General features: G+C 45.4%; 27 protein-coding genes. 13 read left to right on the top strand and 14 right to left on the bottom strand.

Annotated elements, in window-relative coordinates; genetic code table 11:
- Positions 1-384 precede the first annotated feature (384 nt).
- Positions 385-888 (top strand): hypothetical protein, encoded by a 504-nt coding sequence (locus QUB66_RS02385; protein WP_332966261.1) that lies wholly within the window; start codon positions 385-387, stop codon positions 886-888.
- Positions 889-993: 105 nt separating this feature from the next.
- Here the strand turns inward: QUB66_RS02385 and QUB66_RS02380 are convergent, their stop codons facing one another.
- The 4 genes from QUB66_RS02380 to QUB66_RS02365 form a co-directional block, all read right to left on the bottom strand.
- Positions 994-1,287: a TMEM165/GDT1 family protein gene (locus tag QUB66_RS02380; RefSeq protein WP_332966263.1), complete on the bottom strand. Its 294-nt coding sequence runs from the start codon at positions 1,285-1,287 to the stop codon at positions 994-996.
- A gap of 311 nt (positions 1,288-1,598) precedes the next feature.
- Complete coding sequence (locus QUB66_RS02375) at positions 1,599-2,069, bottom strand: TMEM165/GDT1 family protein (RefSeq protein ID WP_332966264.1); 471 nt, start codon at positions 2,067-2,069, stop codon at positions 1,599-1,601.
- 80 nt (positions 2,070-2,149) lie between these two features.
- Positions 2,150-2,800, bottom strand: coding sequence for a uracil phosphoribosyltransferase (gene upp, locus QUB66_RS02370; RefSeq protein ID WP_332966266.1), 651 nt, complete (start codon positions 2,798-2,800; stop codon positions 2,150-2,152).
- A 19-nt stretch (positions 2,801-2,819) separates the two neighbouring features.
- Complete coding sequence (locus QUB66_RS02365; RefSeq protein ID WP_332966267.1) at positions 2,820-2,960, bottom strand: hypothetical protein; 141 nt, start codon at positions 2,958-2,960, stop codon at positions 2,820-2,822.
- A gap of 507 nt (positions 2,961-3,467) precedes the next feature.
- Between QUB66_RS02365 and crtH the strand changes: the two genes are divergently transcribed.
- Positions 3,468-5,012 (top strand): carotenoid isomerase, encoded by a 1,545-nt coding sequence (gene crtH / locus QUB66_RS02360; protein ID WP_332966268.1) that lies wholly within the window; start codon positions 3,468-3,470, stop codon positions 5,010-5,012.
- Between the two features lie 173 nt (positions 5,013-5,185).
- Here crtH and QUB66_RS02355 read toward each other — a convergent pair whose 3' ends face one another.
- The 3 genes from QUB66_RS02355 to QUB66_RS02345 all read right to left on the bottom strand — a co-directional run bounded on the left by QUB66_RS02355 (position 5,186) and on the right by QUB66_RS02345 (position 6,610).
- Entirely contained in the window at positions 5,186-5,416 is a 231-nt protein-coding gene (locus QUB66_RS02355) for a prevent-host-death protein (protein ID WP_332966270.1), read from the bottom strand.
- A 56-nt stretch (positions 5,417-5,472) separates the two neighbouring features.
- Complete coding sequence (locus tag QUB66_RS02350) at positions 5,473-5,925, bottom strand: hypothetical protein (RefSeq protein ID WP_332966271.1); 453 nt, start codon at positions 5,923-5,925, stop codon at positions 5,473-5,475.
- 244 nt (positions 5,926-6,169) lie between these two features.
- A complete protein-coding gene (locus tag QUB66_RS02345; protein ID WP_332966273.1) occupies positions 6,170-6,610 on the bottom strand; it encodes a pentapeptide repeat-containing protein in 441 nt (146 codons plus the stop codon).
- 530 nt (positions 6,611-7,140) lie between these two features.
- Between QUB66_RS02345 and QUB66_RS02340 the strand changes: the two genes are divergently transcribed.
- Positions 7,141-10,506, top strand: a complete 3,366-nt coding sequence (locus QUB66_RS02340; RefSeq protein ID WP_442923266.1) for an EAL domain-containing protein — start codon at positions 7,141-7,143, stop codon at positions 10,504-10,506.
- Positions 10,507-10,517: 11 nt separating this feature from the next.
- Positions 10,518-10,694 (top strand): hypothetical protein, encoded by a 177-nt coding sequence (locus tag QUB66_RS02335; protein ID WP_332966275.1) that lies wholly within the window; start codon positions 10,518-10,520, stop codon positions 10,692-10,694.
- Here the strand turns inward: QUB66_RS02335 and sipA are convergent.
- Positions 10,656-10,880: a regulatory protein SipA gene (sipA, locus tag QUB66_RS02330; protein WP_265233279.1), complete on the bottom strand. Its 225-nt coding sequence runs from the start codon at positions 10,878-10,880 to the stop codon at positions 10,656-10,658. The genes QUB66_RS02335 and sipA overlap by 39 nt on opposite strands.
- Positions 10,881-11,027: 147 nt before the next feature.
- Between sipA and rbfA the strand changes: the two genes are divergently transcribed.
- The 3 genes from rbfA to QUB66_RS02315 all read left to right on the top strand — a co-directional run bounded on the left by rbfA (position 11,028) and on the right by QUB66_RS02315 (position 13,750).
- Positions 11,028-11,465 (top strand): 30S ribosome-binding factor RbfA, encoded by a 438-nt coding sequence (gene rbfA / locus QUB66_RS02325; protein ID WP_332966277.1) that lies wholly within the window; start codon positions 11,028-11,030, stop codon positions 11,463-11,465.
- A gap of 72 nt (positions 11,466-11,537) precedes the next feature.
- The gene (locus QUB66_RS02320) at positions 11,538-13,160 is read left to right on the top strand and encodes a glycoside hydrolase family 3 protein (RefSeq protein ID WP_332966278.1); all 1,623 of its coding nucleotides are present in this window, start codon (positions 11,538-11,540) and stop codon (positions 13,158-13,160) included.
- 356 nt (positions 13,161-13,516) lie between these two features.
- A complete protein-coding gene (locus QUB66_RS02315; protein ID WP_265233187.1) occupies positions 13,517-13,750 on the top strand; it encodes a DUF4327 family protein in 234 nt (77 codons plus the stop codon).
- 73 nt (positions 13,751-13,823) lie between these two features.
- Here the strand turns inward: QUB66_RS02315 and QUB66_RS02310 are convergent, their stop codons facing one another.
- The 4 genes from QUB66_RS02310 to QUB66_RS02295 all read right to left on the bottom strand — a co-directional run bounded on the left by QUB66_RS02310 (position 13,824) and on the right by QUB66_RS02295 (position 16,222).
- Positions 13,824-14,231, bottom strand: coding sequence for a hypothetical protein (locus tag QUB66_RS02310; RefSeq protein WP_265233186.1), 408 nt, complete (start codon positions 14,229-14,231; stop codon positions 13,824-13,826).
- A complete protein-coding gene (locus QUB66_RS02305) occupies positions 14,228-14,392 on the bottom strand; it encodes a hypothetical protein (protein WP_265233185.1) in 165 nt (54 codons plus the stop codon). Before QUB66_RS02305 ends, QUB66_RS02310 begins: the two co-directional genes overlap by 4 nt.
- An 82-nt stretch (positions 14,393-14,474) precedes the next feature.
- Positions 14,475-15,608 (bottom strand): ABC transporter ATP-binding protein, encoded by a 1,134-nt coding sequence (locus QUB66_RS02300; protein WP_265233184.1) that lies wholly within the window; start codon positions 15,606-15,608, stop codon positions 14,475-14,477.
- 38 nt (positions 15,609-15,646) lie between these two features.
- On the bottom strand, positions 15,647-16,222 hold the full coding sequence (locus QUB66_RS02295; protein ID WP_265233183.1) for an HD domain-containing protein: 576 nt from the start codon (positions 16,220-16,222) through the stop codon (positions 15,647-15,649).
- Between the two features lie 92 nt (positions 16,223-16,314).
- Between QUB66_RS02295 and QUB66_RS02290 the strand changes: the two genes are divergently transcribed.
- From QUB66_RS02290 to QUB66_RS02265, 6 genes are all read left to right on the top strand, one after another.
- Positions 16,315-16,875: a Uma2 family endonuclease gene (locus QUB66_RS02290; RefSeq protein WP_332971193.1), complete on the top strand. Its 561-nt coding sequence runs from the start codon at positions 16,315-16,317 to the stop codon at positions 16,873-16,875.
- A 101-nt stretch (positions 16,876-16,976) separates the two neighbouring features.
- A complete protein-coding gene (locus QUB66_RS02285) occupies positions 16,977-17,261 on the top strand; it encodes a DUF433 domain-containing protein (RefSeq protein WP_265233182.1) in 285 nt (94 codons plus the stop codon).
- Between the two features lie 11 nt (positions 17,262-17,272).
- Entirely contained in the window at positions 17,273-17,638 is a 366-nt protein-coding gene (locus QUB66_RS02280) for a DUF5615 family PIN-like protein (RefSeq protein ID WP_332966283.1), read from the top strand.
- A 212-nt stretch (positions 17,639-17,850) separates the two neighbouring features.
- Entirely contained in the window at positions 17,851-18,573 is a 723-nt protein-coding gene (gene thyX, locus QUB66_RS02275) for an FAD-dependent thymidylate synthase (RefSeq protein ID WP_265233179.1), read from the top strand.
- A 178-nt stretch (positions 18,574-18,751) separates the two neighbouring features.
- Positions 18,752-19,186: a dUTP diphosphatase gene (gene dut, locus QUB66_RS02270; protein WP_332966284.1), complete on the top strand. Its 435-nt coding sequence runs from the start codon at positions 18,752-18,754 to the stop codon at positions 19,184-19,186.
- A gap of 38 nt (positions 19,187-19,224) precedes the next feature.
- Positions 19,225-19,830 carry a deoxycytidylate deaminase gene (locus QUB66_RS02265; RefSeq protein ID WP_332966285.1) on the top strand — a complete coding sequence of 202 codons (606 nt, stop codon included), beginning with the start codon at positions 19,225-19,227 and terminating at the stop codon, positions 19,828-19,830.
- Between the two features lie 172 nt (positions 19,831-20,002).
- Here QUB66_RS02265 and QUB66_RS02260 read toward each other — a convergent pair whose 3' ends face one another.
- Positions 20,003-20,509, bottom strand: a complete 507-nt coding sequence (locus tag QUB66_RS02260; protein ID WP_265233176.1) for a salt stress protein, Slr1339 family — start codon at positions 20,507-20,509, stop codon at positions 20,003-20,005.
- Between the two features lie 227 nt (positions 20,510-20,736).
- Complete coding sequence (locus tag QUB66_RS02255; RefSeq protein WP_332966287.1) at positions 20,737-21,342, bottom strand: vWA domain-containing protein; 606 nt, start codon at positions 21,340-21,342, stop codon at positions 20,737-20,739.
- Between the last annotated feature and the right edge of the window lie 120 nt (positions 21,343-21,462).

Raw genomic sequence — 21,462 nt, 5'->3', positions numbered from 1 at the left:
CCAGCCAGCTTAACAATACTTCTCAGTCAGTTACACAAAAGTTACCATTAATTTAAAAATACTTAACACGATTTTAGTTGGTAGGGTGCGTCAGCTTTGAGCCGTTAATTATCGATCGCACAATCCGCTGCTGACGCACTTTACAATTTTATAGAACTAATAAAAAATAGACTTTGCGGTTGCTTAGTTCCTCGCAATGACATAAATAATGCGATCGCCAGAACTTTTAAACTGTTCGATCGGGCGATCGCCAGCCAGCTTAACAATACTTCTCAGTCAGTTACACAAAAGTTACCATTAATTTAAAAATACTTAACACGATTTTAGGAAAAAGTTAGTTAAGCTCTAGGAAAGGCAGAAAAAAATTTATGAGGGTCTAAATATATGACAGCTATTACATCAAGAGTGGAATCAATCAGACCTCGCTGGCAAGCAATTGTCATGGTAGCCTTAATTTTTTGGCTCAGCGGTAGCCTGATTATCGACCTAGTAATTATGCCTAGCCTGTTTGTATCGGGCATGATGACATCTCCCGAATTTGTCACAGCCGGAAACTTAATGTTTTGGGGATTCAACCGCGTTGAATTAATTTGTTCGGGCGTGATAGCAACCGGTTTAATGGTTTTGAGCAATTTATTCGGCGATTTCGGCAAGCGCAGCCGCACAGCAATCATATTATCATTGGTACTTCTGGCGATCGCCCTGATTGACACCTACAACCTCACACCTCAAATGAGCGCCCTGGGAATGCAGCTAAATCTGTTCGACTCCGCAGCAGAAGTTCCCGCCGGCATGAATTTACTGCACCAAGGATATTTTGTCTTAGAAGCCATCAAGTTGTCTGTAGGCGCTACTCTCCTCGGCTGGTGCTACCAAAACCAAGTTTAACCGACACAATGCTTAGAGGTTGAGTTGAGAAAAAACTCAAAAATTAGCGGCGGGCGTGAATGCACACCCGCCGTTAATTTTTGGGAATTTTAGCCATCATCAATCCTACTCGGAAGCTTCCGCCTCATCAGATTTTGGCCACAGCAACCGCAAACCCATCACCGCAAATCCGATCGCCGCGATCGTCTTTACCAATCGTTCCGGTAACACCTCTGCCGTACCTTGTCCAACTAAAACGCCGATTAAACTAGCCAGCAACAGCGCCGACGCAGTGCCGAAAAATACAGCCCTGGGCGAGTTAGAACTGCTACCAAGGGCGATAGCAGCTAATTGACTTTTGTCACCCAACTCTGACAAAAACACTGTAATAAAAGTTATTCCTAGAAGTTGCCAATCCATGTTTTTTTAGTTATTCGTTAATCTAGAGTAAGAGTATCTGTAGGGTGTGCACTGCGCACCGGTTGACTTTGCCGACTTACCCACACTCTCCCAGAAACCCGGTTTCTCTCCAAAATCCTTGGTTTAACCATGAGATGTAGCCAGAAACCCGGTTTCTTGCAACTTACCCACAGGCTCCCAGAAACCCGGTTTCTCTCCCAAATCTTCGGTTTAACCCAAAGATGCAGCCAGAAACCGGGTTTCTTTCGACTTACCCACACATAATGAGTAATTTCCAATTCTTCAATCTCAAATCTCAAATCTCAAATCGTTTAACTCAATACTTCCCACAGCAAAACCGCCGAAATCGCCAGCAAAATCACTCCCGCAGCCTTCTCCAAAGTTTTCGGATCAATTCGAGTCGCCAGCCACCTTCCCAGCAAAACTCCCAACAAACTGGTTGCAATCAAAGCCAAACCCGCACCCGCAAACACAATCCAAGGATTCCGAGATTCAGCCGTCATCAGCAAAATCGCGAGTTGAGTTTTGTCTCCAATTTCAGCCAAAAAAATAGTGGCAAAAGTCGAGGCAAAAATTGCCCAGTGCTTCGGCTTCAGTCCCTTTTCTTCCTGACAAATATCAGGATTTGCACTCACTGAAAGTTCAGCCGACTCCGGGGTTAAAGCAGCACAAATCTCAGAAGTCTCTTTGAGTTTTTGTAGTTGTAACTGTGGTGGCAAATCGGAATTGGGGTTTACTGAGTCAGAAGCAGACAAGCTTGGCGGTAAAGAATCAAGTTTCACGGGCAATGAGTGCTAAATATTTATTTTTGACTTCTAGTTTTGATTTTAACTTTCTATGTGCCTGCTTTTACCAAAACTGGTTAAGTACCGTAAGTTCGATCGCCCGCATCACCCAAACCAGGTACAATAAAACCCTGTTCATTGACCATTTCGTCGATCGTTGCCGTGTAAATAATCAAACTAGGGTACTCTGCACTCAGCCTCTTCAAAGCCGGAGGAGCAGCCACCACAGAAATAATCCGAATCAAATTTGGGTCAATTCCCCGTGCAGTCAACTCCTGCATTGTCGCCACAATCGTCCCACCAGTCGCCAGCATCGGCTCACTAATGATCACCCGCGTTTCCGGGTTAAACTGCGCCGGCAATTTATTCAAATAACAAGTCGGTTCCAGCGTCTCCTCATTCCTCGCCATGCCGAGGTGGTAAACCGAAGCCAGCGGTACCACCGTCTGAATTCCTTCCAGCAATGCCAAACCCGCCCGCAAAATCGGTACCACAACTAACGGAGCTTCCGGGTTGATAAAAGTCGCCGGACATTCGCTCATCGGCGTCTGCACCGTTGTGTCCACTGTCGGCAGCCAATCTCGAATTGCTTCGTAAGCCAGCCAGCGTCCCAATTCTGTCATCGCAGAACGAAAAAGTACCGATGGGGTGGCGGCGTCGCGGGCGACAGCCAGCCAGTGCTTGATTAACGGATGGGGCGGAACGTAAACGCGCAGTTGCAGAGCCATGAGGAAATTGGGGAGATTGCTAGGTTTGAGGAATAGTCTGCGGTGCGATCGTCTTCGTTGGCGTAGCCCCCGTAGGGGCGGACTTCATGAACGGGCGATCGATCGCTCTGTGCAACTTATCACAATCTTCAATTTTTTCATCTAAAATCTCAAATCTCAAATGGTATCACTACCTTGGTTTGCCAACCTCAAGACCAGCTTATTGAAATATTTTGCCAATAGTATTGACATTAGTTAGCAACAAGGCTATATTCATTTTAGTGTTCTCCTCTCAAAGGATCGGCAGACGAGGGCAGTCGGCAATGGTAGACTGCTCTCGCATTTTTTTTTAAGCATTTCTTTTTGAAGCATCGGGCATGGGGCATGGGGCATGGGGCATAGGGCATGGGGCATGGGGCATAGGGCATAGGGAATTATCGGTTGCCTAACTTCGGTCTTCCTTACCAGAAACAATTGGTTTAAAGCCGGAACCCTTAAAGGCGAGAAATTAAAAGAAAATTATTCATTACTCCAATCCCCTTCCTTTTAGGTAGAGGTCGCACTCATCTGTCAACTGTCAACTGTCAACTGTCAACTGAATGAAATCCGTTACATAATCCGTTGCCGAACTTCTTCCTTCTGGAGCGATCGACTGTAAAATTATAAAAATATTAAGATTTTTAACCTAATGTCAGCTCCTACCCAATCCCAGTTATTTTCTCCCAACTCCGGCCCGACAGAGCAAGAGTTTGATGTGATAGTCATCGGTTCCGGCATTGGCGGACTCGTGACAGCCACCCAGCTAGCCGCTAAGAAAGCCAAAGTTTTAGTGCTCGAAAGCTACACAATTCCCGGAGGTAGTGCTGGATATTTCGATCGAGAAGGCTACAGATTTGATGTCGGAGCCTCCATGATATTTGGATTCGGACAGCGCGGCACCACAAACCTCCTCACCCGCGCCCTCAAAGCAGTCAACGTCACCCTAGAAACAATTCCCGACCCCGTACAGCTTCACTATCACTTACCCAACGGCTTGGATCTAGAAGTTCCCCAGCCTTATGACAAATACTTGCAAGAATTAATTGACAGATTCCCTCACGAGCGCGCAGGAATCCAGAAATTTTACGGCGAATGCTGGAGCGTCTTCAACTGTCTCAACGGGATGGAATTGCTATCCCTAGAAGAACCCGGATATCTAGTTCGAGTCTTTTTTCAGAATCCTTTAGCCTGTTTGGGATTAGTAAAATATCTGCCTCAAAATACTGGCGACATTGCGCGGCGCTACATAAAAGACCCTACTTTACTGAAATTTATCGACATGGAATGCTACTACTGGTCTGTAGTACCCGCAGACTTGACGCCGATGATTAACGCCGGAATGGTATTTTCCGACAGACATTACGGCGGCATCAATTATCCCAAAGGCGGAGTCGGTCAAATTGCCCAAAAATTAGTCGAAGGATTAGAAAAATGCGGCGGGAAAATTCAATACAAAGCTAAAGCAAAAAAAATTATCACAGAAAACGGTCACGCTGTCGGAGTCGAGCTAGTAACCGGCGAAGTTTACCGCGCTAAGCGAATAGTTTCTAACGCCACGCGCTGGGATACTTTCGAGAAATTGCTGCCCGCTGAAGAAATGCCAGCTAGCGAGAAGAAATGGCAGCAGCGCTATCAAAAAGCCCCCAGCTTCTTGAGTTTACATTTGGGAGTCGAAGCCAGCGTCATCCCGGCCGGTACTGCCTGCCACCACATTTTGTTAGAAGATTGGGATAAAATGGAAGCGCCGGAGGGCACTGTTTTGGTGTCAATTCCGACCATGCTAGACCCGGATTTAGCTCCGGCAGGATATCACATCGTTCACGCTTTTACTTCGAGTTGGATGGAAGAGTGGGAAGGACTTTCGCCGCAGGAATACGAAGAGAAAAAAGAACAGGCCGCCGGGAGAATTATTGACAGATTAGAAACAATTTTCCCCGGTTTAGATGCTGGTTTGGATTATATGGAAGTGGGGACGGCGCGTTCTCACCGCCGCTTTTTGGGCCGCGAAGACGGAACTTATGGGCCGATTCCCCGGCAGAAGTTAATGGGTTTGTTGGGAATGCCGTTTAATCGAACTTCTATGCCTGGTTTGTATTGTGTGGGCGATAGTACGTTTCCGGGACAGGGTTTAAATGCGGTGGCGTTTTCTGGATTTGCGTGCGCGCACCGAATTGCTGTGGATTTAGGGTTCTAGGAGAAATGTGGTAACACAGGTTGCCCCATTTCTAACTCAGGACTTATAAAGAATACCCTGAAAACCCTGTGACTTTAGTCCAGGGATGAAAGGGCGTTGCAGGATTTATCCTGCCTAATCTCTTCGTGCATCAATATAACGCTTGACGGTTTCGATTGAATTTGCTTCGCATTTCATAGTCCCAGTTTGGCTTTAGCATTTTCCCAGTAAACAGTTTTGCCTTCATCTGCTTGGGTGATGCTTTGGCGAAGTTTGGTAACGAATTCAATATCGGTGAGAATATCCAAGGTTTCGAGGAGTTCAGTTAAATAGTTGTAGCTGATTGCCGCCATAACGGGAACACCATCTTGAGTGATCACGATCGGCTGATCGGTGAGTTCTTGAAGTTCGAGCAATGTTGGCAACAGGTGCAACTCCTAAAGATATTGGACAGATTATTGCTAGTGTCGGTTAGCAGCATTCAGGCTATATTCAGTTGATGAAGCACATGGTTCCGAAAGGCTTCAAGTCCACCCTTACTTTCCCAGTGCCTGAGAATAATGTTTTCTAACTTCATCACATTGCCACCTTGATAATTGAGAACTTCTGAATATCCGAAAACTTCATCCGCTTTTGCCAAGACAGACGGATCATTCCAGGAAATGACCCAAAGTACCTCTACGATTCGATAAATATCAAATTCGCCTTGACCAGTTTCACGTTCTGGCTTGTAATCAAGAACTTTAACTAGATGAGTTACGAAACCCTTCTGCCTCAATAAAATTAGGTCTTCTCGTTGAGGTTTGCTGGCATTTGATTCACCATCTCTCCAAGCTAGCTTAAAGAGACTATCCACTCCAAATTGTTCATATGCCCAAGGTTCATCCCCCTTGGGTTTAATGTTTTTCGTCCACTTTAGGTGTTGTAAATTCATGCTACACTTCCCAAGTATTTTTGCTGTCTAACGTTTGCGGTCAGCGGTTGCCGAGAAATTTGCAATCGATAGTTATACGATCGCACACGAGTAATTGGGACTACTTATAGTTTATGCCATAACCGCCTTGGCGGTTGCTATAGCATCTGAGTCCAAATACGACGTATCAATTAAAAACCCGGTTTCTGGGGAGAAACCGGGTTTTTTAACTGAAAAAGGGTGCTTTGCATTCTTTAAAAAGAGTTTACTGGTCGTAGCTGCCGCCGACACCGATTTGGGTATTGTAGATTTTGGCATCAGTAATGGTCATATCTTCCATTGATGCGCCGGATACGTCAACGGTGTTGATGATGGCGGCGGTCAGATTTGCCCGATCGAGGTCTGCGTCATTTAAACTGGCGTTAGTCAGGAAAACTGCCGTTAAGTTAGCACCAGTCAAGTTAGCCCCCGTCAAGTCAGCACCTTCGAGGTTAGCGCGATAGAGGTTGGCACCTTTCAAATTTGCTTCTCTCAAATCTGCACCAATTAAATGAGCCCCGGTCAAATCTGCTCCAGACAAGTCGCACTGAAAACATTGCCCGGTTGAGAGTAACTGCTTGACTTGAGCCGGATTTTCGGCACGAGCCGGGCCTGCGAACAGTAAAGGAGCAATTAAAAGAGTAGCTGTTAATAGATGGCGTTTCATATTTTTTTCCTCTGCCTATTATGTGTTTAAGTTCTACTGTTTATATCTACAATTTTACCACGGTTGTTTTCCTAGCTTGCAATCGATATCACATCTCTACTGTGATATCGATTGCCCCTGACACCGCACAGATGGTTTCCAAAAGCTCGCAAAATTTAATGTCGCAAAACTTAACAATGCCAAAGTTTAAGACAGTGCTTTTTTGTAGTAACATCTTCTATATTAGCTAAAATTGCCCGCCGATGTGTCTTTCTAAAGAAGGATCTAATTGACAACGCGATCGATAGTTTTAGCAGGTAGCTCGATCGCAAAAAATTCAAAACGAATACACTATTTTTAATAAAAGTGTCACGAGACCGAAAATTTAACTTAAAATAAAGATCGGCTTATAACTTTATAGGTAGAGCGAGAGCCGTCACTGGCCAGATCCCCAACCAAAGATCGGGTGCATTTTTAACAATAAATTTTAATTATGTCTCAGCAGCGCTGTAAAAATCCACATATTGCTTGGAAAGCAGCGCTTTTTGGGAATTTCGCAGAGTCAGCGCGATCGCAAAAATCAATTCAATATGCTCAAAAATGATTCCTCCAAGTATCTGCCGACTTTAGATCAAGTAATTGATTGCTCCCCCTTGACAGTTGCGCCCGATACCCCACTAGCAGAAGTAATTACCCTGATGGGCCAACGGCGCGGAAGTTGCCCTCTCAACCCAGACATTTCACCAACCGATATCTACCAACAACTAACAGAAATCGCAAATCCGGTAACCTCAAGCCCAGTTAGAGATGCTAGAGGTATCTGCGTCTTTGTTGTGGAATCATCTATCGAAAAATCAGACCCGCAATCTGCTCAAAATTCTCAATTGCAAGGAATTTTCACCGAGAGGGATCTCGTCGATTTGATTGCATCGGGCAAAAAATTAAAAAATGTTACGATCGCAGAAGTTATGCGACAGCCGACGGCAACGCTGACAAATGGTGAAGATAGAGACATTTTTAGCGCCCTAATTCTGCTCAGCCAACACAGAATTCACCACCTGCCAGTATTGGATCGCAGCGGTCAACTCCTAGGAGTAATTACCCCGGAAAGCATTCGCCTAGCAATGGTGCAACCGGCAAATATCTTAAAAATGCACAGCGTCAAAGAAGTAATGACCGCAGAAGTCATTCAAGCGCCTCGCTCAGCGTCTGTTCTGAGTTTAGCTGAGTTGATGGCGCAGCACCGCGTTAGCTGCGTCGTAATTACAGCATCAACAGAATTATCGATGAATTTGCCGTTCCCAATTCCAGTAGGTATAGTCACAGAACGGGATATTGTGGAATTTCAAGCTTTAGATATAGATTTGTCGCAGACGATCGCCCAAACTGTGATGAGTAGCCCCTTATTTAGTCTCAAGCCAGAAGACTCGCTGTGGGTAGCTCATCAGGAAATGCAGCAGCGTTTAGTCCGCAGGTTGGTAGTAACCGGGGAACGCGGAGAACTGTTGGGAATAGTTACTCAAAGCAGTTTGCTGCGCGTACTTGACCCGATGGAAATGTCCGGGGCGATCGACATTTTACACGCAAACGTCCAAGAACAGACTAGGGAATTGCAAAGGGCGATCGCATCCCTCAGCTTGACTAACACCCGACTAGAAAGCGAAATTTCTACCCGCAAGCAGGCAGAGGTGCGGCTGCAATTGCTAGAATCTGCCGTAGTTAACGCTAACGATGCGATCGTAATTATGGATGCCGGAGACAGCGAGATCTCTGATCCCAGCATCATCTACGCCAACGAAGCTTTTACCCAAATGACGGGCTACCTACCCGCAGAAATCATCGGACAAACCCCCAGTTGCTTGCGCGGCCCGGAAAGCAACGCGGCTCAAGTTGCCAAAATTCGCCGCGCTTTCTCTCGCCGAACACCCTTGCGCCTGGAATTGATCAACTACCGCAAAGACGGTTCAACTTATTGGGTGGAACTCAACAGCGTCCCTGTTGCTGACGAGTTCGGGAACCTCACGCACTGGGTGTCTGTGCAGCGGGATATTAGCGATCGCAAGCGCATGGAACAAGCCTTTTTTGATGAAAAAGAACTCGCTCAGGTTACTCTACAATCGATCGGCGATGCAGTCATCACTACTGACAGCGACGGCTGTATTTCTACCCTCAATCCAGTTGCCGAAAAACTCACGGGTTGGTCAACCTCGGAAGCTAAAGGTTTGCCCCTCGCCAGTGTGCTGAGAATAGTTGACGAAACTACCCGGATACCGATCGAAAATATCGCCCAAATCGCTTTGTACGAAGGTCGAATTGTTGACCAAGGACACAACAGTTTACTGATTGCCCGCCACAATCGCGAATTTGCGATCGACCACTGCGTTGCCCCCATCCACGCCAGCAACGGCACAATTGTCGGGGCAGTCGTTGTGTTCCGAGATGTCACCCAAGTGCGAACTCAAGCTCGGCAACTCACCTGGCAGGCAACTCACGACCCCCTGACGCAATTGGTCAACCGCCGTGAATTTGAGTACCAGCTAGAACACGCCCTACACAGCGCTCAAGGTTACGGCCAAGAACACGTTTTACTTTACCTGGATCTCGATCGCTTCAAAATAGTTAACGACACGAACGGTCACATTGCAGGGGACGAACTGCTGCGCCAAGTCAGCCTGCTATTTAAAAGCAATATCCGCAAAACCGATATTTTAGCGCGTCTGGGCGGTGATGAATTTGCCGTACTCCTGTACCAGTGTCTACCTGAAAAGGGCTTAGAGGTTGCAAAATTGCTGCTAGAAAGCATTCAGGAATTCCGGTTTGGGTGGCAGGACAAAACTTTTTCGATCGGCGTTAGTATCGGTTTGGTGGCAATTAATCCCAAAACAGCATCGACATCTGGGGTGTTGAGCGCGGCCGATATTGCCTGCTATGCTGCTAAAAATAAAGGCCGCAATCGGGTGCAGGTTTATCAAGCGGGCGATCGAGAATTAATCAAACAGCGCGACGAAACTCAGTGGGTAGTACAAATTAATCAAGCTTTAGAAGAGAATCGCTTTCGTTTGTATTTTCAGCCGATCGTACATTTGCTCAACTCTCCCACTACCGGCACCCACGGCGAAATCCTGCTCCGCCTCCAGCTTGCAAACGGTCAGTTGGTGTCGCCGATGGCATTTATCCCCGCGGCTGAACGCTACAACTTGATGCACGCGATCGATCGCTGGGTAATTCGCACTTTATTTAGCAATTTATCTCAAACTTTCACGGCAAATCTCTTAGTCCAAAACCCCGGAGAAGAAAGCGATAAAATAGTAACCTTGCCTACTTGCTGCTCCTTGTCTAATTCACAATCTTCATTTGACAAATATCGCAGCCTTTATTCAATCAACCTTTCTGGGGATAGCATTAACGAAGAAAAATTCATCGACTTTATTCAAGAGCAGTTTTCTATCTATCAAATACCGCCAGAAATAATTTGTTTTGAAATTACCGAAACCGTGGCGATCGCGAATCTCAGCAAAGCAGCCAGCTTAATTTGGAAACTCAAGGAACTCGGCTGCCAGTTTGCCTTAGACGACTTCGGCAGCGGGATGTCTTCTTTTGCTTACTTGAAAAACTTGCCTGTTGATTATATCAAAATAGATGGCAATTTTATTAAGCATCTGGCAGAGAATCCTATTGATATTGTCATGGTGGAAGCTATAACTAAAATTGCTCACGTCATGGGAATTAAAACTATTGCCGAGTATGTAGAAAGTCAAGCAGTTATGGATAAACTTAAGGAGCTTGGGGTAGATTACGCTCAAGGTTATTTTTTGGGAAAGCCTCAACGTTGTAATTTATGCTCTCCTATTGCAGAGGAAGTTTTGGGAGAATTTTCGGTTGATTCTTTGGCTTTTAAGGGCAAGTTAGCTTGTTGAAGAGTTGACAGTTGACCGAAGGAAGAGGGAAGAAGGAAAAAGGAAGAAGGAAGAAGGAAGAGGGAAGAGGGAGAATTGCCCAACTGCCAACTGCCAACTGCCAACTGCCAACTGCCAACTGCCAACTGCCAACTGTCAACTGTCAACTGTCAACTGTCAATAGCAGCTTCGATGTACTGACTGTCTAAGAGAAAAGCACCTTTTTCAAAGCGAATGCCCCAATAATTGCCGGGACGCCGATCGAGTACAATACCCTCAGCGCCGATCGCAATTACATTCGCAGGCCGCAGCATCGGCATCGGTTCGGCAGTTTTGACGAAAGGCGGCATCGCCACAACTCGGACTTTTTGACCGATTGTAAATTCTTTTTCCATAGTTTTTATGCTTTTATTGGCGATCGTGGCACGGCTAGCGTCGCCAAAATTCATTGTGGCGCACTTTGGCAGAACTTCCCCCTACAGCTTTGTGTCACACTAATAATTGATAGAAAATGGCTGATCTGAAAGTAGGGGATAGTTGATATGGCTACAAATCGTCGCATTGAGCGTGTAGCTTCAATGATTAAGCGGGAAGTCAGCCTGATGTTGCTGAATGGAATCAAGGACGATCGCGTAGGTGCGGGTATGGTTAGCGTTACCGATGTAATTGTTTCGGGAGACCTTCAGCATACAAAGGTTTTTGTCAGTATCTACGGTACTGATGAGGCGAAAGCCGAGACTATGGAGGGTTTGAAATCAGCAACTAGCTATGTCCGTAACCAGTTGGGCCAACGGGTGCAACTGCGCCGCACGCCGGAAGTGATATTTCTCGAAGACCGTTCTTTGGAACGCGGTGATAAAATGCTGACACTGTTAAATCAGCTTTCTATCGATCGCAAACCAGGTATGTTTGATGACGAAGAATTGACGGGTGATGGCGAAAAATTGACCAATGATGATGATGAAGCAGACGAGGATTAATTAGTATCTGAAGGCAATCAACAGTCAACAGTCAACAGTCAACAGTCAACAGTCAACAATTCCAAATTACCCATGATTGACAATCTTTCCTTACCCGAACTGGTAGCCCAGATGTTTGTAGTGCGCGCTTCAGGCTACTTGTTCGACCACCAAATTCGCTATCGGGCCTGGGAACCAACGGCCGACAAACTCCGCTATTATCTGGAAAAGTTGGGCGTGGGCGGTGTGATTTTGGTGGGGGGAAGTGCTGCTGAGTTGGCGGTGCGATCGCACCAATTGCAGTCTTGGGCCAAATTTCCGCTACTGCTGGCGGCTGATATTGAGGAAGGTGTCGGCCAGCGGTTCGCCGGGGCGACTTGGTTCGGGCCACCGATGGCTATGGCTGAAATCGCGACGCATGATGCAGGTAAAGCCGATCGATATGCTGAACAAATGGGATCTGTGACTGCGATCGAAGCTAGGGCGATCGGTCTAAATTGGATTCTCGCACCAGTCGTCGATGTTAACAACAATCCCGACAATCCCGTGATTAACGTCCGCGCTTTTGGCGAGACATCGGAAATTGTCGGCAAATTGGCAAGTGCTTTTATTCGCGGCGCTCTTGGGCACCCGGTTTTGACTACAGCTAAGCATTTTCCCGGTCATGGAGATACGGCGGTTGATTCTCACTTGGAATTGCCGGTTTTGCCGCATTCGCCAGCGAGATTGGCTGCTGTTGAGTTGCCGCCTTTTGTTGAGGCGATCGCCGCTGGGGTCGATGCTGTGATGAGCGCCCACTTACTGATTCCGGCTTGGGATGCCGAGTTTCCTGCTACTCTTTCTCGCAAAATTTTGATTGGGAAGCTGCGGGAAGAGTTGGGGTTTGATGGTTTGATCGTGACGGATGCTTTGGTGATGGGTGCGATCGCCAATAAGTATGGTGTTAATGAAGCTGCTGTTTTGGCTGCTGAGGCTGGGGCTGATGTTTTGCTGATGCCACTTGACCCGGAAGCGGCGATTCTGGCTGTCTGCGAAGCTGTGACTCAAGGGCGGATTCCCATATTACAAATCAAGGAATCTGTCAAACGAATCTGGGAAGCGAAAATTAAGGTGGGTTTGTTAATCAAGGAAAAGGAAAAAGCAGCAGATTCAATGTCGATCGACTCGATCGACTTAAGTTTGCTAGCAAATCCAGAAGCAAGGGCAACGGCTGTCGATATTTTGCGAGATTCTTTGAAATTTGGGGGAAATCTACCTTTAGTCGCGAAAAAGCCCTCAGAAAACCAGGTTTTGCGGAATTTGATTATTGTAGATGATGTTTTGGGTTGCGAGTTTTTGGGCAAACACACTCCGGCGATCGCCCGGCCCGAAAAGTTGGGTTACGAATTGCAACTAATTGACGATCGCACAGGCGCGATCGTTGATAATACAGGTGCAGAGCATTTTTCTCCGACACTGCTGCAAATTTTCATTCGCGGTAATTGCTTTCGAGGCAGTGCTGGTTTGACCGAAGCAGCCCAAGATTGGTTTAAGAAATTATTAAGGACGGGAGAACTGCAAGCTGTGTTAATTTACGGCAGTCCCTACGTTTTAGAGCAATTTTTGCCGCACTTGCCTCCGAGTATTCCTTATGTATTTTGTTTCGGGCAGATGCCGATAGCGCAATCTCTCGCTTTAGAATTGCTGTTCGGCATTAACGAAACGGGCAATGCTTGAGCTTTTGGACTCCTGAATCTTTCCTTTGCTTAGTCAGGACTTAAATTGATCAACCCGGTTTCTAGCCAAAAATTTTGCTTTTAGCTGCGCAGCATCCAGAAACCGGGAATCGGGCGCGGACTCCTAAGTCCTGAATAGAGCTTTGCAGCATCTGTGCCTGTTAGCCTAAAAAATGTACGGCGTCTCAACATCGAAAGAAAGATGCGATCGCTTACTCATCATTCTTATAACTTTTTTAAAATTGACCAGTAAATAGTATCTCTGTATACAGAAAAAAATAACTTACATATTGAGAAGTTTGGATTATATTATTAACAGGGCCATAATTTTTTTTAGTAAAACCTTGAGGGCGCATTATGATTCACTCCACTATTCACAAACTTCGCTACTCTTTAGATGTGATTCAAGATGAAGCACGCCACCTCGTACATGAGGGCATCCTGAGCCGACAACAGCCTATCTACACCTTGTGTCAGTTCATCCCGCCTCGAGAATGGGCTTGTGTCGAGGGAGAACTCGAAAAATGTGACTTTTTGCTGCGCGATCGCATCGCCGACCTGATCGGTTCTGAAAACTGGGACAATGACTAAAGTTTTGTTCTGTTAAATAATTTTGCAAGTAAGTTGCAACTAAACTCCGGCTGTATTAAAGATGATCTACTCTTTAATCCTGGGAATTTTCGGAGCGCAAATTTTCCAATTCGGCCCTCAGCGCTGCCATCTGTGCAGTTAATTCTTGAATATCTTTTACGTCTGGTTGTACAACCGAGTCGGGAGGAGTGTCAGTTGCTGTATCCGATTGCCGATGCGAGACGGATGCGTCGCTGTCTGCATTCTCCCTCACGCCCGGTTGAGAGAAAATTGTATCGACAAAATTCCGCGCTTCTCGATCGGTCATTTCTCCTTTTTCCAGCAACTCATCCGCGAGTAGACTCAAATCTGGCTGTCGAAGTTTGTCCAGATTTGCTTCTCGCTTCACGGGATCTTGCAATGTCTCAATTAAAAAGGAAGTTGCACCTAAAGTTAGGTGAAATCCTGTTTGCAGCATTTGAGGCAGGTTGTCGGGATTCATCTAAAAAATGCCGCTAGAACGTTTTTCGGAGTTTTTGGTTCGCGAGTTGCCAAGAGCTGGCGGGCTTGCCACTTCTGGGCGTGAAGATGCGAAGTTGTCGATCGCGATCGCCCCGCTTCCAGAAAAATCAGCCTTTCGGGGGATGCTTTTTTTTCGAGCAATGCTTATTGTATCATTACTTCGCGAATTGAGAAATGTCAAGTGTAAAGTTTTGTAACGAGCGATCGATCTGGGGGCTTCAAATTAAGGATACAGCACCTCTCCGGTGGATGGGTCAAATATAAATAGCCGATCGAAGTCAAGCTGTACCGTCAGTCGATCGCCCGGACGCAAACGAACACCCGCCGGTACTTGTAACTGTACAGTAGTTTCAGCGCTCAACGCAGGCAAACTCGCCCGGATTAAAATTTCTCTCCCCAGAGGTTCCACTACCTTTACCTCCACATCAAGAGGTACTTTTTCTAACGCCCAAACATCAGTTTTAAAATCATCATCTGCTGCTGTTTGAGACGTAAAAATTTCTATATTTTCTGGACGAATGCCCAAATCAAATGCTTGTCCTTCGCTGGGTTGCAATCTTTTTTGAAGCGATGGCGGACAGGATAAAGATTGACTTCCTACCTGAAAAGATTCGTTAGCATAAATGGCGGGCAAAATGTTCATAGCCGGATTGCCTAAAAAAGTCGCAACCATCCGGTTAGCAGGTTTAGCATAAATGCTTTGCGGGTCTCCAATTTGCTGAATTTTCCCCCCATTTAAGACAACAATCTTATCAGCTAAAGTCATCGCTTCCACTTGATCGTGGGTGACATAAACTGTGGTAATTCCTAGTCGTTGATGCAGTTGTTTTAGTTCGGCCCTAGTGTCGTCTCGCAGTTGAGCATCGAGGTTGGAAAGTGGTTCATCTAGTAGGAAAACTTTGGGTTCGCGGGCGATCGCCCTTCCGAGTGCTACCCGCTGCTGTTGTCCGCCTGATAGCTGTTTGGGCTTACGTTTGAGCAGGTGGTCGATCGAGAGCGATCGGGCTACAGTTTCAACTCGTTCTTGAATTTTAGTCGAGTCAACATTCCGCATCCGCAATCCAAAAGCCAAATTTTCTGCGACAGTCATGTGCGGATAAAGCGCGTAATTTTGAAACACCATTGCCACATCCCGCTGTCTCGCCGGAATGTTGTTAACTAAATGATCTCCAATATAAAGATTACCAGAAGTTGCGGTTTCCAAACCTGCAATTGTCCGCATAATTGTAGACTTTCCGCAGCCGGAAGGCCCGACTAATACCCAAAATTCCCCATCCGGGATTTTGAAACTGATGTTTTCGATCGCGGTGACGTTTTGGTAGCGTCTGGTAATATTTTCTAAGCGAACATTTGCCATTTGTAAATTGGTAATTGGTAATTGGTAATTAGTGTTTTTTACCTTCTGCCTTCAGAAAACTGTTCTAATTCTAAAACTGTGCGGTCTAATTCTTCAACTAGAGGCGTTGATTCAGCTTTGCGGAATGCTTGTACCAAAGAACGATAGTACCAGAGAGAACCGTCTTTGCCGCCTTTAAAGCGTTCCCAAACCGAGTCGCCCAATTGACGGGAATCTTTGAGGATCGATCGCACATTATAAAGTTTATCAGCCGCCGAGACTAATCTGACCGAACCTGAAGCTGTGAGAAGGCGATCGATATAAGCTTGTTTGCGATCGCGCCAAGGGGGTTTCGGTGTCTCGTCGCTGTCGGTACAGCCGTCTACAATCGCTGTGACGGTATCGCCAAACCGACGGCGGATGGCTTCGCGAGTGGTGGGCCCGCCCTGATCTTCGATCGCATCGTGAAGCAAAGCTGCGATCGCCTCATCTTCCGAAGCCCCATACTCTAAAGCTATACTAGCAGTACCTAACAAATGAGCAATATACGGAACGCCGGAACCTTTGCGGATTTGAGTTGCGTGCAATTCGGCTGCATAGATAAGGGCTTCAGAAAAACGGTTTGAGAGTATCATTGCAATAGAGTATGTGTTGAGTAAAAGTATTGATTTGAATGTTTGACTAAAGCGAGGCAATCACGATGACAACTACTTTAATTTTATCAAAAATGTCTCAAAAAAACTCCGAAAATTTTACTGAAACACAACCCCAAAATATTATATCTTTGGAAGAATTTCTCGTCAAGCCGCCGGAGAGAATGGAGTGGGTTGACGGTAACTTAGTGGAGAAAACAGGCATGACATTTAAACACGGTTTGGCTCAATCTAAATTAGCCCGTTACTGGGGAATTCACAAAGACTCCAGCGGACAGGGAGGAGAAGTTCTTACCGAAACACTTTGCCGAACAGCTAAACAGGGCCGCCGTCCCGATGTCGCTTACATCACTCCCGAACTGCTGCCACCATCAGGCAATTTTACAGCATTTTCCCAAAGTTTTCCCCTAATTGCGGAAGTTGCTTCGCCGGAAGACAGCGCCGAGGAATTGTTTGCTAAAGCTCAAGAATATTTGGAGTCAGGCTGTCAGGAAATCTGGCTGCTATTTCCTGAAGCGAGATTAGTATTTGTGAATGCAGGCCAAGGCTGGCGTTTGTTTAATGCCGATGAAGTAGTTAACACTCAAACTATACTTGCAGGTTTTAGTATGGCAGTTAGTGAATTGTTGGCTTGAGGAATTTAATCGATCGCGAATAATCCCAAAAACCCAGTTGATCCGAAAAATAAAATGATAAACTAGAAACGACTGAACTATAGCTGAGGACTTTGCAAATTATGCCAACTGCAACTGACATCGGTACATTAGTAACTCGTTCTGCCGAGATTAGCAGTCGTCCAATGATTGCGGGGACTAGAACTTCTGTTGCTAGAGTAGTAGTTATTTACAAACAAGGCGCAGCAGCCGAAGAGATTGCCCGTCGGATGAGTCATCTGAGCCTTGCTCAAGTTTATGCGGCTTTGGCTTACTATCATGCTAATCGTGATGAAATTGAGGCAGATTTAGCAGAGGAAGATGCTGAATACTGGAGACTGGCGACCTTACACAAAAACAAAGCTTAACAGGTTTGCAGATGAGTAAAATACTACTGTACATTGACGAAGACTCAATGGATGAAGACTTTTTACAAGCCTTGAGATCGCGTAATGTGGATGTACTGACGGTTGCTGATGTTGGAATGCTACATCGATCCGATGAAGAGCAGCTAGATTTGGCAAGAGAACATGGTCGGGTTATCTTTAGTTTCAACACTAGAGACTTTTACCGATTACACGCAACTCTGCTGGAGCAAAATTTGTCTCATGCAGGAATTATTTTGGCTCCGCAGCAGCGATACGGCATTGGTGATTTAATGCGCGGAGTTTTAAGGTTGATCAACACTAAGTCGTCCGCCGAGATGCAGGGACAATTAGAATTTCTCAGTGACTGGGTTTTATGAGAATGTGCGATCGCATTTGTGAATGCAGTCAAGGCTGGCGTTTATTTAATATGGATGAAGTTCTAAACACCCAAGCTGTACTTGCAGGTTTTAGCATCCCAGTTGGCGAATTATTAGCGTAAAAATAACTTGCCATAAATGCTCTTTTGTGAAACAATCTAGGATGTTGTAATGTCAAACCACCTACAGTTGGCATCAAAAATAAAAATCTCATGGACAGATTCAGAGTAGAAGTTATTTCTCAAACACCAAATCCTCAGCAAGTAGTTTATGCTGCACTCCATCAAGACTATACTGAGAACTTTGTATTTGACGAACGGGATTCGTGGCCCTCAGAGGCAGAATGTGGCGAAGTAATTGTTAAAAGGCTCCTGGCGGGCGATCGGGGGCATTACGGCCCCTTAGAACATCCCCAAATTATTTTTAATTGCGGCTATTTTCCTCACAGCGTCATGCAGCAGGCGAGAACTCATCGTGTCGGAGTATCATTTGATGTTCAATCTCTGCGGTACACAGGTAATCAATTTCTTGATGCCGCTGTCGGCAAAAAAGATATCGAAGATATTTTTTACCTGCGTCCAGTAGATTATTATACTGACCGGGAAGGCAAAAAATATTACTATTCTCCTGAACAAAGAGCAAAAGATTTAGAGTGGTGTCTAGAAGCTGCTAAACGTTACAAAATTGACTTCGATGGTGGGATGTCCGAGGAACACGCCAGAGGTAAATTACCCTTTGATTATCGTCAGCATTTTGTAGTCAGTTTCAATTTAAGGTCTTTTCTGCATTTTTCCGATTTGAGAAATAAGAAAAATGCTCAACTTGAAATTCAAAAACTCTGCGAAATGATGTGGCCTCATTTTGAAAGTTGGGCTCCGGGCATTGCTAAGTGGTACACAGCTACTCGTCTGGGAAAAGCAAGGCTAGCCCCGTAAGATGATTGCCTTTTCTGGCTAATTGCGTAGGCCAGAAACCGGATTTTATAAGCAAATATTAGCTAAAAACCCTCAATATCTGTAAAAAACCCGGTTTCTTGAGCTTTGTGTGGAAAAAGTCGGGTATCTCAAACAAGAGAATTTCAGGTTGACTAAAATCAAGCAAACAGCAAACAAAATGAAATTAAAAATTCTGCAACTCCATGAATTAGCGATAATTCCCCAATACGCCCATGAATCTGATGCTGGACTAGACTTATTTTCTATAGATGAATTAGAAATTAATCCCGGAGAAAGTAAGTTAATTCATACAGGTATATCCATAGAATTACCTGAAAAAACTGAGGCTCAAATTCGTCCCCGAAGTGGTTTAGCTCTCAATCACAAAATCACTGTGCTCAATGCACCAGGTACAATAGATGAGGGCTATCGAGGCGAAATCGGAGTGATCTTAATCAATCACGGTCAAATTTCTTTTAAAGTGACAAGAGGCATGAAAATTGCTCAAATGGTCATCGCGCCCGTAATTCGCGTTGAGATTGAAGAAGTTAAATTTTTAAGTTCCAGCTCTAGGGCGGATAATGGATTTGGCTCAACTGGAATCTCGCAGTAAATCCCTCGTCTCAATACAGTTCTAATTCTAGATTTTAAATGCACAATACAACACCAGACAACTACGAACCCCCTCACAGACCAAATTGGGACGAATACTTCTTGATGTTGGCAAAATTGGCCGCAACTCGATCGACTTGTTTGGCTTTTCCCGTCGGCGCGGTAATCACGAAAAACAGGCAAGTGCTAGCTACGGGTTACAACGGTTCGCCGTCAGGATCCTTACACTGTACGGCTCAAGGCTTCTGCTATCCCGGTTTGAGCAGTTGCGATGCTAGTAAAACTTTGCCGTCGCGGGCGGTTCACGCTGAAGCAAATGCGATCGCCGCTGCTGCAAAACATGGCATATCTACCGCTGGTGCTAGCATTTACGTCACCTTAGAACCCTGCATTTATTGTTTGAAATTAGTCATTTCTGCTGGGATTCGGGAAGTGTTTTATGAAACAGGTTTTAACAGCGGAGAAAAAGCTGAATTGAGAGATTCTTTTATCGCTGAAGGTATTGTTGAGTTTACACAAATTAAGCTATCTGAAGATACAGCAAAAAAGGGGGCTCTATTTCTACTGAATCCTACATCAGTGCTAAAAGAAGAACGGGCGGTTGAAACCGCGTCTATACAAACAAAACCCGCCTCCGCGGGTTGAAGATTAGACAAGATTGTATAAATCTTTGATTGATAAGTCAACCGCAGATTTAACGCAGATAGTTTGCGACTTTTGCAAGAGGTCTACTCAACGGTTAAAATGACGTTATTTTCTTCAGTCAGCGGAGGCGGACATCGTTTGATAAGAAGCGGTTTCAACCGCCGTCTGCATCTCAATCAAACTCATTCACAACTTGCAAATAGTCGATCGCCGCATCTATCCTGGAAGAATACTTAAAAGCAAACTGATCGAACCAATATCTCTCATCGGAATTCTTATCCAAATTTTTCAGCCAAACTTGAGCTTGCCTAACTTTTTGTCTGTGCGTTTGTACTTCCAACTCCGGCTGCGTAACCTTTGCGGCTGGCCGCGGTTCCAGTGCAGTCACTTCCTGAGCTTTGTTTTGTGCTTCGTGCTCAGGCTTAAGCGGTTCCAGTGCAGCCACTTCCTGAGATTTATTTTGTGCTTCGTACTCAGCCTTAATTTGGGCTAAATCCTTGTCTAAAGTACCAGCATACAAATTTAGATCTGATGTTTTAACTGTTGGATTTGACCGCACTGTTGCTGGTGGCAAAGGCGCTTGGGCTGGCACTGGTGGCTGATTTTTCAACTCAGCTTTTTTTTGAGATGCTTGATATTCTGCCTTAAGTTCAGCTAACAGGCGATCGATCGATTCCATGACTTAAAACCCCCTAAAAAATGCTGTTGCGCCAACTAACACAAATACAATCGCGCGAAGTTGACCAGAAAGAATTGGTTTAAAGCCGGAACCCTTGTAGGGAGAAATTAAAAGCAGACTATTACATCACTCCAATCCTCTTCCTTCTAGGTAGAGGTCGCCCTCAAGCTGTCAACTGTCAACTGTCAACTGTCAACTATCAACTGTCAACTGAATAAACCGCTTTCTCAATCAGTTATTGCATTCAGCAATACTTCCGTCAGGGTCATTCCTTCAATATCATCCATCGTCACAGTATCAACGATATCGAATTTAGCCCCGGCGCTTTGCAGTTCGTCATCCAATATCTTGAGAAACTTAGTAGCTTCTGGGGCATTCCCTACTTGAATGAAGGAAATCGCCAGCTCTTCATCTCGATCGAGCTTCCGCGATGCTTCTATAATCGTTTTCATTACTTCTTTGCGATCGTCCGGTTCCCCGTCCGTCACCACTAATATTGTTTCCCCATTTTGCTTGGTCTTACCGGATGCTTTGCGCTGAAAATAACTGTTCAGAGCGTCTTGGAGAACCGCCGCCAAATTTGTAGTCCCGGAAGGTTCGTTTTCTAGGAATATTTGCACGACTTTAGCTGCTGTTACGTTGTCGTAGCGTTTGAAACGACCGGAAAACAAATAAACTGTTATGCCATCAGGGTCAAGTTCTTCGCATTTATTCGCCAGTGCGATCGTCGATTCTTGCATCAGCGCCCAGCGACTTTTCCCGCCCATTTGGTCTTTCGTGTACATACTGCCGCTTTTGTCAATGATTATTGTATAATCGCGGTTCTGAAGCATATTATTTTTCCTGTTAATTAAGAAGTTTTTCCCAAAAAGAGCAAAACCAGCGAGCCTAAGCTGTTGAGCTTGATTTGCTCGCTGCGTTTTTTAGTTGATGTGCGATCGCCAATACTGGAA

This window comes from Microcoleus sp. A2-C3 (assembly GCF_036706065.1).
Classification (GTDB): domain Bacteria; phylum Cyanobacteriota; class Cyanobacteriia; order Cyanobacteriales; family Microcoleaceae; genus Microcoleus.
Note: the sequence above shows the minus strand (reverse complement) of the source record. Positions and strands in the feature narration are given on the sequence as shown.